Annotated in this window: 13 protein-coding genes; 6 read left to right on the top strand and 7 right to left on the bottom strand. The window is 58.0% G+C overall.

What is annotated here, in order from left to right:
* Positions 1-17 precede the first annotated feature (17 nt).
* The gene (locus tag SynA15127_RS05810) at positions 18-908 is read left to right on the top strand and encodes a GNAT family N-acetyltransferase (protein WP_255475602.1); all 891 of its coding nucleotides are present in this window, start codon (positions 18-20) and stop codon (positions 906-908) included.
* Between the two features lie 79 nt (positions 909-987).
* Here the strand turns inward: SynA15127_RS05810 and SynA15127_RS05805 are convergent, their stop codons facing one another.
* Together SynA15127_RS05805 and SynA15127_RS05800 are read right to left on the bottom strand one after the other, a co-directional pair.
* Positions 988-1,674: a response regulator transcription factor gene (locus tag SynA15127_RS05805; RefSeq protein WP_186485372.1), complete on the bottom strand. Its 687-nt coding sequence runs from the start codon at positions 1,672-1,674 to the stop codon at positions 988-990.
* Between the two features lie 62 nt (positions 1,675-1,736).
* A complete protein-coding gene (locus SynA15127_RS05800) occupies positions 1,737-1,955 on the bottom strand; it encodes a CP12 domain-containing protein (RefSeq protein WP_043690834.1) in 219 nt (72 codons plus the stop codon).
* A 147-nt stretch (positions 1,956-2,102) separates the two neighbouring features.
* On the opposite strand from SynA15127_RS05800, the gene SynA15127_RS05795 reads away from it, so the two are divergent.
* Entirely contained in the window at positions 2,103-2,330 is a 228-nt protein-coding gene (locus SynA15127_RS05795; protein ID WP_186485371.1) for a DUF3136 domain-containing protein, read from the top strand.
* A gap of 20 nt (positions 2,331-2,350) precedes the next feature.
* Here SynA15127_RS05795 and SynA15127_RS13515 read toward each other — a convergent pair whose 3' ends face one another.
* From SynA15127_RS13515 to SynA15127_RS05785, 3 genes are all read right to left on the bottom strand, one after another.
* Positions 2,351-2,473, bottom strand: coding sequence for a hypothetical protein (locus SynA15127_RS13515; protein ID WP_255475601.1), 123 nt, complete (start codon positions 2,471-2,473; stop codon positions 2,351-2,353).
* 104 nt (positions 2,474-2,577) lie between these two features.
* On the bottom strand, positions 2,578-3,285 hold the full coding sequence (locus SynA15127_RS05790) for a response regulator transcription factor (protein ID WP_186485370.1): 708 nt from the start codon (positions 3,283-3,285) through the stop codon (positions 2,578-2,580).
* Positions 3,286-3,321: 36 nt separating this feature from the next.
* Positions 3,322-3,969, bottom strand: coding sequence for a ParA family protein (locus SynA15127_RS05785; RefSeq protein WP_186485369.1), 648 nt, complete (start codon positions 3,967-3,969; stop codon positions 3,322-3,324).
* Between the two features lie 513 nt (positions 3,970-4,482).
* On the opposite strand from SynA15127_RS05785, the gene SynA15127_RS05780 reads away from it, so the two are divergent.
* The 4 genes from SynA15127_RS05780 (at position 4,483) to SynA15127_RS05765 (ending at position 6,677) form a co-directional block, all read left to right on the top strand.
* A complete protein-coding gene (locus SynA15127_RS05780; RefSeq protein WP_186485368.1) occupies positions 4,483-5,313 on the top strand; it encodes a M20/M25/M40 family metallo-hydrolase in 831 nt (276 codons plus the stop codon).
* Positions 5,314-5,614: 301 nt separating this feature from the next.
* Positions 5,615-5,785 carry a hypothetical protein gene (locus SynA15127_RS05775; protein WP_255475600.1) on the top strand — a complete coding sequence of 57 codons (171 nt, stop codon included), beginning with the start codon at positions 5,615-5,617 and terminating at the stop codon, positions 5,783-5,785.
* Between the two features lie 495 nt (positions 5,786-6,280).
* Complete coding sequence (locus SynA15127_RS05770) at positions 6,281-6,457, top strand: hypothetical protein (RefSeq protein WP_186485366.1); 177 nt, start codon at positions 6,281-6,283, stop codon at positions 6,455-6,457.
* Positions 6,458-6,518: 61 nt separating this feature from the next.
* Positions 6,519-6,677: a hypothetical protein gene (locus tag SynA15127_RS05765; protein WP_186485773.1), complete on the top strand. Its 159-nt coding sequence runs from the start codon at positions 6,519-6,521 to the stop codon at positions 6,675-6,677.
* Positions 6,678-6,684: 7 nt separating this feature from the next.
* Here SynA15127_RS05765 and SynA15127_RS05760 read toward each other — a convergent pair whose 3' ends face one another.
* The gene (locus tag SynA15127_RS05760; RefSeq protein WP_186485365.1) at positions 6,685-7,569 is read right to left on the bottom strand and encodes an LOG family protein; all 885 of its coding nucleotides are present in this window, start codon (positions 7,567-7,569) and stop codon (positions 6,685-6,687) included.
* A gap of 30 nt (positions 7,570-7,599) precedes the next feature.
* The gene (locus SynA15127_RS05755; RefSeq protein ID WP_186485364.1) at positions 7,600-8,988 is read right to left on the bottom strand and encodes a PhoH family protein; all 1,389 of its coding nucleotides are present in this window, start codon (positions 8,986-8,988) and stop codon (positions 7,600-7,602) included.
* Between the last annotated feature and the right edge of the window lie 171 nt (positions 8,989-9,159).

The following is a 9,159-nucleotide window of genomic DNA, read 5'->3' as shown; positions in this document are numbered from 1 at the left end:
TTGGTGTGAGTGCTGCCGTGAAGTCGTCCCTGGAGATCCGAGCCTTTCAGGACACGGACCTGAACTTCATCACCCAACTGGCGCGTCAGGAAGATTTCGCGCCCGGTGTTGGCGACATCGCGATCTACGCCAACACGGGAAACCAGGGTGTGTGGCTGGCATGGCAGAACGACGAACCTGTGGGCTGCATCGCCGCCGTGAAATACAACCCTGATTACGGCTTCATCGGTCTCTTCGTGGTTCAACCGGACCATCGCGGCCGTGGTGTCGGCAAGAGATTGTGGGAACACGCACTGACGTCTCTCGCTGATGTGACGTGCATCGGGCTGGAAGCCGCACCGGCGATGGTGGAGTTCTACCAACGTGAAGGGTTCCGAAACGATTCAATCACCACGCGGTGGCAACACCTGTGCCTGGAGGAGTCATCGACCCATCCGAGCAGCCGGTTGCTGCATCGCAACGACATCACGGTTGTTCCACTCGGGAACATCTCGATCGATGCCGTTCAGGCCTATGACGAACGCCATGAGATCAGCCCGAGACCTCACTTCCTGGAACAGTGGCTGAATCACCGGGCAGGGGATGTGTTCGTGGCCATGGATGAAACGCAGCAATGCCATGGCTATGTGCGCATCCGCCCATGCCTGCTGCCCATCGGGCAGGGCTGGCGCATCGGCCCACTGCTGGCGGAAGAACCGGGCATCGCATCCCTGCTGTTGAGCAATGCCATGGACCGGCACAAGGGAATCATCCTCATCGACACCCCAGGCCACAACCGATCCGCTCGAACCATGGCGGGCGCCAAAGGGTTCCGGCGGATGGGAGCAACCCATCGTATGTACAAGGGCAGCCTGGACAACGGCCATGATCAGAACATCTACGGTCTGGCATGCCTGGAGCTGGGTTGAACAGCCTGACGCCGCCGGTGATGCATCAACGCGTCTCCGTTCCAACGGGATCTACTCCCATCTGGGGTGAATCAATGGCTCAGATCTGAACCATTCCGCAACGCATTCCCTTCAGCACTGCCTGCACTCTGTTATTCACCTCAAGCGTCCGCAGCAGGCGCTTGGTGTAGGTGCGCGCGGTTTCTTCGGTAACCACAAGATCCTCAGCGATCTCCCGATCGGACATGCCGCGGGCAAGACGATCCAGCACTTCATATTCCCGGGGGGTCAGCCTCGGGCAGCTCAGGTAAGGAAGCTCGTCGGAGCGCAGCGAAGGGCTGCGATAGGAGTGATGTCCCATCACGGCCAGCACGGCAGCTTCCAGGGGTTTGCGATCTTCGATGATGTCAGCTTCAGCGACAACAGCCTCAAGCCAGGGGGCAGCGTCGTACTCCACCGGAATGGCATCGCTCAGAGCCAGAACAACAACCCTCAGATCCGGCTGCTTGTCCCGTGCTTTGCGAACCAACTCAAAACCATTGCCACGTTCCAGCAGATCCGTGCACAGAAGCAATTCAAACTGATCCTGATCGAGATACGTCAAGCAGGACTCTTCATCGGTCACCGCGCAGCCGATCTGGGCCCGTTCCGTGAGACTTTCACAGAAGCAACGCAGGAAAAACCGCCCCTTCATCGCCAGCGCAATCCTGCCTGTGATCGCCACAGACAACAGCGGCTCATCGTCAACCGACCTCGGCTGGTGCTGGAGATACGGCGTCAGATCCATCCAAGGGCTGCTCCCTCTGCCCATCCTTGCCAGGCAGAGGAATCATTCCGGAATCGACGTTGTCAGTCGTCATAGACGCGACATTCAGGGGCGTCTGGGTTGAGATCGCAATGCACCTCAAGCGAGGTGGGATCCTTGTGATCATCGGGGTGATGGCTGCGGTAGGTCTCAAGCCCCTCCAGCTCCGTGGCGTAATGCCGTGCCTTGGCCTCGTCACCGCTGGCCTGGGCTCTGGCCAGTTCCTCACGGTCCTTGGCGATATGGGTTTCGATCGTGTCCACCCGTGGTTCTGCAACTCGATGTCATACAACCTCGATGCGGGCTGTGCTCACTACCCCCATGTGGGGACAGAACGAATGTCCCCACATGGGAGGCGATGCGAACCTGCATGGCAGCGCACAATGACGAATCAAAAATGAAGGTGCTGCATGACAACATCAAGCCTGAGCATCGGTGAGCTCGAGGCCAGCTACCCGCTGTACTGCAAGGCAATGAAGATCCTGATCCGGCAAGGCAAAACAGGCAGGGAACTTCAACGCACCGTCTGCTGGGACCGGCTGCGCTTGCTTCACCGTTCACTGCCGCGGCAGTACAAATCGCCGGAGCGGCTGATGTTGATGATTCAGACGGATCTCACGAAAAAGGTCGCCGTTTAGGCCCCGTTGATCGGCCGAACTCAACGACGACCGCGTTTGATGATCACAGGCCTCAGCGGACAAGCCAGGGCGTGAAACGGCTGATGATTGCCTTCCAGGATCATCGTGCCGATCGGGTAGGCGTGGGCGAGTTCAATTTTCATTGGATTGACGTGCCGCAGGATCCAGTGCCTGCAACACACTCACCATGCCTCGCCCCTGGCGCGTCGACCACCCCAATCCGGGGACAGTCCGTGACCTGAGCCGATCAGGGCAACGGATCAATCAGGCCGTAGAGCATCGCCGTGACGGCCATCTGGGTGCGATCGCGGGCACCGAGCTTGTCCATGGCATTGCCCACATGGGTTTTCACCGTTTCCACGGAGACGCCCAGCAGATCCCCGACGGCGTTGTTGGTGAAGCCGCGGGCCACTGCGGCAGCCACTTCCAGCTCGCGTGGTGTGAGCTCCTCCACCAGCGGCGGCAGTTGCGGCCGTGGAGCGGCTGCAGCGATGCTGCGGATCTCGGCGGGGTAATACACACCGCCCGTGGCGATGGTCTGCAGGGCACCGATCAGATCACCATGACCGGTGCCGAGGCTTGATTTGAAGATCACACCATCAGCGGAAGCCAGCATCGCCTCCTGCACCACCTCCCTGGTTTCGCGCACCAGCACGATCAGCAGCTGACAGGTGGGCAACTCCTCCTTCACACGCCTGAGCAGGTTGACGCCGTAGCCGATCTCCAGATCCGAGCTGCAGATCAGCAGATCCGGCCTGGTGCGCAGCACCAGCTCAACGCCTTCATCCTCCGTGGTGGCCGCCCCCACCAGGGAGGAGCGAATCGGTTCCGCCAGAGCAAACGACGTGAGGGAGAGACGATCCCCGAAGACGACAACCAGACGGCGATCCTTCAGCAACTGGCTGGCCTGCGCCAGCACGTCCTGGATCGAGCGGGATTCGAGCCGGAGCTCCATGGCCTGGAGGTCAGTGCCCGTTCTTTAGCGGGTATCTCAGGCACTGAGGGCGTCCGGTGGTGCAGCTGCCAGAAGGGCACTGATCTGTTGCGCAGCAGTGCAGTAGGCGGTCCATCCGGCCATGCGGCGCAGATCAGCGCGGCCGCGATGGTCCACAGCATCCGACACGCAGACGCCCTCCACTTCCGCCTTGTCAAAGGCCGCCAGCAAGGGGATCTCCGCAGCGAGCACGGCAACATCGAAACCCTCCATCGTCTGGCGGGCGTCCAGAGCGAGGCGCTGCTTGCGGCTGTCGACCTTCACCAGCAGGGCGGCATGGGCGATGCCGGCGCTGCGCAGGGTGGCGGAGAGTTCAATCGTGAGCTCCACCGAACGGGCCTGGGGTGTGGTGGGCAGCAACACCAGATCGGCACCGGCGGAGAGGTTGCGCAATTCATCGTCGTTGCTGCTGGCCTGACCGTCGGTGATGATCACCTGCGCGGTACGGGTGGCTTTGGCGGCGGCCTCCACCGGCACCACATCAAAGGGGAGCATGCCGCGGGCGGCATAGGCAGTGGCTGAGCGGTTGCGATCGGCATCCACCACACACACCGCGAAGCCCTGGTGGGCCCACACGCTGGCCAGGTGAATGCTGGTGCAGGTTTTGGCAACGCCCCCTTTCTGCCCGAAAACGGTGAGGAACATTGTTTTTTGCGAAAGGTAGAAACAACGGTGCAAACGGTCCGGTTGATATCAGCAAAGACACACCGCTGATTCACTCCAATCGAGGCGCGGGTTGGGAAGAACAATCCAACGGAGCGGAGCTCAAACGAACAACTCAGCGGAAGCGACTGGAACGGTTCAGGGCTGCCTGATCGGTGATGGATCTGCCGCGAGGGGAGCGTGGTGCACTCAGCCAACCCTCAGCCGTTGCTCCCCCTTTTGGGGGAAGACGCAACAGGAGGTTTGGCCAACGATGGAGGGATTTATTCCACCAACACCCTCAACTGAGGGATGTGCAATTCCGCTCTCCTCAAGACAGTGGAGCCATGCCTGCTGACAACACTCCTCCGATTCGCAAGCGCTTGGCAGCAGAAACCAAGGGGGTTGCCACCGCCCCCATCAACCTCGCGGTAGCGCGCGAGGTGCTGAGGCGAGTGCGCGAGGGGGAGTTGCCGGCTCCTAGGCAAGAGGAGAATCGGCTCGCAGACTGAAGGCATGGCAGCGCTGACACCAACCAGCCTTAAAGACCTCAAAGCAATCGCGATCCCGCGTCACGCGCGCTGGGATCCGCTGGGTCTGATGACGGTGCGCAGCCATGTTCGTGAATCGCTTGCCTCCATCGGGCCTGTTGAGGAGCATCGATTCATCACCAACAGCGAGGACGGTGTCAATTTCATCCTCAAGCTGCCCGGTCGACAGCCGACGCTGAAGCCTCTGCTGGTTGGAGCGCACTACGACGGGCCACTGCATTCCATCGGTGCCGACGACAACGCCAGCGCTGTGGCCGCTTTGCTTGAACTCGCACGCCGCTGGTCGTCCAATCCACCGCGGCGGCCTGTCTGGCTGGTCGCCTTCGATCTGGAGGAATGGGGGATGCTCGGCAGTGCAGCACTGGCCGAGAAACTCAGCACAGACCAACAGCCCCTGAAGCTGATGGTGAGCCTGGAGATGTTGGCGTTCACCAGCGACAAGCAGGATTACCCCCATCCCGCGATGCGGCACATCTACGGCGATCGAGGGGATTTCATTGCACTGGTGGCCAACGCAGGCGCGGGATTGATGCTCCCTCGTCTCACCCATGCCATGGGTCAACACGTGACCACCAAGCCGCTTCCGGTTCTGCGTGCCGGCCATGACGTTCCCGCGGTGCGGCGTAGCGACCACAGCCCGTTCTGGGATCACGGCTACGACGCCCTGATGGTGACCGACACCTCCTTCATGCGGAACCCGCACTACCACCAGATGAGCGACACAGTCGAAACCCTGGATCTGGAATTCTTTGCCTCTGTGATTGAGGGCCTGGATGCAGCACTGTCTGAACTTTGAACGGATCGACCACTCAGACACCCTTCCCCTGAATGGGGAACGCTGAAACCAGCAACCAAAGAGTGATGAAGCCACTCCGTGCCATCAAAGCCGGACATGGGGATGACACCGCCGCGATCTGGGTGCCGCAGCAAGTTGACGTACAAAACCATTGAGCGCGATGAAGGCGTCAGACCTCCTTCGTGTCATTTGGCACAACACAGTGACAATCGGGCAACCACATTGATTCCGTTGCTTGAGAGCTGTGGCCAGCCGGCTGCGACGATCCCTGATTCAACTTGGTGACCGAGTCACTGGCCGGATGCCGCGCTGGCCTGAAGGATCCTGGCCCGATGCCATGCAGCGCAGCCCACGCCGGGTACGCCGCTCCGCCAAGGATGTGATCAAAAACACCGCCCAGACAGCCTGGGATCTTGGGCGCCGGGCTGCACGCCAGGGGATGCAATCAATCAAAAGGAGCAGCGACCGATGACTGGAGGTTTGTTTGTGCTGTCCGTCCTGCTGTTTGTTGCAGGTTTCACCTTGATCAGCCTGGGCTGATCGACACAATCACGGACCAAGATCGAACAGATCAATCTGAGCTCAGACCTGCAGAAGCATCAGGATCTCGAGGTCGGCAAGGCTGAGGTTTGCAGCTCGTGGACCAGAAGATCCGTGGCCAGCATGGTCAATGCAATACCCATAAGAGCGAGGGCCATCCCCTGATTGCTGTCTGACGCAACAGCTACATTCCGAGATAATTCTCGATGTTTTTCCCAGGAGAAATGCATCAGAGCCAGGCCTACAAAGGTTTTCTAAAGCCATAAGCCTTGGCGATCCGAGCGATCAGCGGCATTCAGAAATGTTCTGTAATGGATGCAATGTATTGGGCTGATCATTCTTCCTTCCAATCGGTTGCAAGCACTACGTTTTTGATTTGTTGCAGCAGAAGTTCTGGGGTACGTTCCGCTCACGACGCCACAAGCCAATGGAACCGATCGCGTTGACTCTGGGCCAGAAATTTGAAATCGAGAAATTCTCACGCGAGATCGAAAACTCGGATGATGTGCCAGCCCTGCGCAGCATCGCCAAAGAACTGTTGGTGGCATGGAAACAACAGCAAGCCGCATCAGCCTGGATCATCCGCCAGTCCCAGGGCCTCTGAATTCAGTTCCTCTCCACCCGAGTGCCCCATGGAAGACAATCAAATAATCACCACCATCTCGATGGAAACGGACGCTCTGCGCGTTCTGCACAGGGTTGTCGCGGAGGCCTACATCAACTGGCCCGGCGGTGACGCCAACGAACAGGCCTGTTTGTGGAACATGAAGACCCAGCTCTATACAGCCTTGATGGACCACCTGCTCGAATCGGGTTCCATCTGAGTCTTGTTCAGCTTTCCTCAGGCTCTGCCAGTGTCTGGCTGCGAATGAAATTCCAGGCCTCCTCTGCAGTGTCTGAAAAATGAATCAGATCGAGATCATCATCTGAAATCAACCCCATCTCAGCGAGGTAGTCAAAATTCACAAGTTTGGTCCAGAACTCTGTGCCGAAAAGCACGATTGGCATGCTCCCCTTGGTACCGACCTGCCGCAAGGTGAGGAGTTCAAAGAGCTCATCAAGCGTGCCAAAGCCCCCTGGAAACAGGATGGCCGCGATGGAACGCATCACAAAGTGAAATTTGCGAAGTGAAAAGTAATTGAACCTGAAACAAAGATCAGGCGTGATGTAGGGATTGGGGTGCTGTTCAAACGGGAGAGTGATATTGAGCCCGATGGAACGGCAACCGGCTTCAAAGGCGCCACGGTTGGCTGCTTCCATGATTCCCGGCCCACCGCCGGTCACGATCACATGCGATGCGCATCCATGGCATTGTTTGTGATTCGCCTGACCATGCTGGGAGGCCAGGCGGGCAAATTCTCGGGCAGAATCATAAAAACGAGACAACACGACGCGGTGTTCAGCGTGGGCGACTTGTCGCTTCAACGTTGATGAGCCTGGGTTTTCGCTCAGGCATCGCTCTGCTTCCTCCAATCCCTTGAGTGCAGTCTCTCGATCGACAATTCTGGCGCCGCCAAAAACAATGATGGTTGATTCAACACCGGCTGTTTCCAGATCCAGATCCGGCTTGGTGATTTCAAGCAGCATGCGCACACCGCGCATGGCATTGTTGTTCAACAAATCAGGATCTTCATGGGCAATTCGGTAGGTCGATGATTTCAGAATGGCATCCAGATTGGCTTGCTCGCCATTGGATTGATCATTGAATCCAGGCATGTGTTGAAAAAATCAATTGTTCGTCTTCAATCAGAGGATGTTGGCAGCCAGTTCAGCCAGTTCACTCCGCTCTCCCTTTGTGAGGGTCATGTGTCCCACCAGAGGCTGACCCTTGAGCTTTTCCACCAGCCAGGTGAGCCCATTGCTTTCTGCATCCACATAGGGGTTGTCGATTTGATAGGGATCACCGGTGAAGACAACCTTTGTCCCTTCACCCACCCGCGTGACGATCGTCTTCACTTCCAGGGGCGTCAGATTCTGTGCCTCATCCACCACCAGAAACTGATTGGGAATCGATCGACCACGAATGGTGTTGATCGCTTCAACCTCCAACAAGCCCATGCCTTGGAGATCAGCCCAGGCGTTGCGTGGTTCCCGGTGCCGCTGTTTTTTCGTCTGGTCAGCATCCTCACCAGGGGAAGCACCGGTGATGAAGTCGATGTTGTCGATGATCGGCTTCATCCAGGGACCAAGCTTCTCCTCAAGCGTGCCGGGCAGATAACCAATGTCTTTTCCGAGGGAGATCGGCGGACGCGTCACCAGTAAGCGGGCGTATTGATGGGTATCAGCCACCTGGTGCAAGCCGGCAGCCAGGGCAAGCAGCGTTTTGCCTGTTCCTGCCTTGCCCACCAGAGTCACCAGGGCGATGGATGGATCCAGCAGCAGATCAAGCGCGAAGCTCTGTTCCCGGTTTCTCGCCTTGATGCGGCCCAAATGGGCGCGATTCAGCCAGTGCAGCGGTTTGATGGTGTTGCTGTTGCCTTGATGCCGGGCAAGCAAGCTGTGGCTGTCGTTGTGCTGATCCACCATCACGACGCCTTCATTGGCCTGCAGATGCTGCCCCTCGGCAGCTGTGACTGCTGGCAGTGAAAGTTGATCCTCATCATGCAGCGTCTTGATCGTCTCCGCATCGACGCTGAGTTCACGGAATCCGGTGTACAAATCATCAATCGAGACATTGTCATTGATGTAGTCCTCGGCTTGCAGACCCACCGCATCGGCCTTGATTCTCAGATTGATGTCTTTGCTGATCAAGACGACCTCAGGCGCCTGTTTCAGGCCGCTGCATCGCATCTGCTCCAGGGCCACCGCGAGAATGTTGTTGTCACCCCCACCACCCTGCAACTCTGCCGGTAATTCATTGAGGGCTTGGGTCTGGCAGAAAATCACTTGCAGCATTCCTTGATCCGATCCCTGGATTGGAACACCATCAGCAAGGCTTCCGCGGGCTCGATAGGAATCCAGGAGCCTTGAAATCCGCCGGGCATTCCTGCCTTTTTCAGAGTGATCTTTTTTGAAGCGATCGATTTCTTCCACCACCTGCATGGGGATCACAACCCTCAGATCTCCAAAGCGATGTGGGGCCTCAGGGTCATGGAGCAGCACATTCGTGTCGAGGACGACAATTTTGTTTTTCATGGGATTTTAGGCTTGAAGACTTAACGCGTTACGACGCCAATCAATGCGCTGATAAGAAAAAATCCTTGCACCATTTTGCTTCGCCCTGGCAAAGGCGAGCTTCCAGGCTTCCAGCTCGGTTACGAGCCAGTCAGGAAACAGATTCTCGACGGCATCCCAACAACAACCCCA

The organism is Synechococcus sp. A15-127 (assembly GCF_014280215.1).
Classification (GTDB): domain Bacteria; phylum Cyanobacteriota; class Cyanobacteriia; order PCC-6307; family Cyanobiaceae; genus Parasynechococcus.
Note: the sequence above shows the minus strand (reverse complement) of the source record. Positions and strands in the feature narration are given on the sequence as shown.

Bases quoted from the DNA above. Each gene is read 5' to 3' on its own strand.
- SynA15127_RS05805 (WP_186485372.1), bottom strand. From the start codon at position 1,674: ATGGATCTGACGCCGTATCTCCAGCACCAGCCGAGGTCGGTTGACGAT.
- SynA15127_RS05795 (WP_186485371.1), top strand. From the start codon at position 2,103: ATGACAACATCAAGCCTGAGCATCGGTGAGCTCGAGGCCAGCTACCCG.
- SynA15127_RS13515 (WP_255475601.1), bottom strand. From the start codon at position 2,473: ATGAAAATTGAACTCGCCCACGCCTACCCGATCGGCACGATGATCCTG.
- SynA15127_RS05790 (WP_186485370.1), bottom strand. From the start codon at position 3,285: ATGGAGCTCCGGCTCGAATCCCGCTCGATCCAGGACGTGCTGGCGCAG.
- SynA15127_RS05785 (WP_186485369.1), bottom strand. From the start codon at position 3,969: ATGTTCCTCACCGTTTTCGGGCAGAAAGGGGGCGTTGCCAAAACCTGC.
- SynA15127_RS05780 (WP_186485368.1), top strand. From the start codon at position 4,483: ATGGCAGCGCTGACACCAACCAGCCTTAAAGACCTCAAAGCAATCGCG.
- SynA15127_RS05775 (WP_255475600.1), top strand. From the start codon at position 5,615: ATGCCGCGCTGGCCTGAAGGATCCTGGCCCGATGCCATGCAGCGCAGC.
- SynA15127_RS05770 (WP_186485366.1), top strand. From the start codon at position 6,281: ATGGAACCGATCGCGTTGACTCTGGGCCAGAAATTTGAAATCGAGAAA.
- SynA15127_RS05765 (WP_186485773.1), top strand. From the start codon at position 6,519: ATGGAAACGGACGCTCTGCGCGTTCTGCACAGGGTTGTCGCGGAGGCC.
- SynA15127_RS05760 (WP_186485365.1), bottom strand. From the start codon at position 7,569: ATGCCTGGATTCAATGATCAATCCAATGGCGAGCAAGCCAATCTGGAT.
- SynA15127_RS05755 (WP_186485364.1), bottom strand. From the start codon at position 8,988: ATGAAAAACAAAATTGTCGTCCTCGACACGAATGTGCTGCTCCATGAC.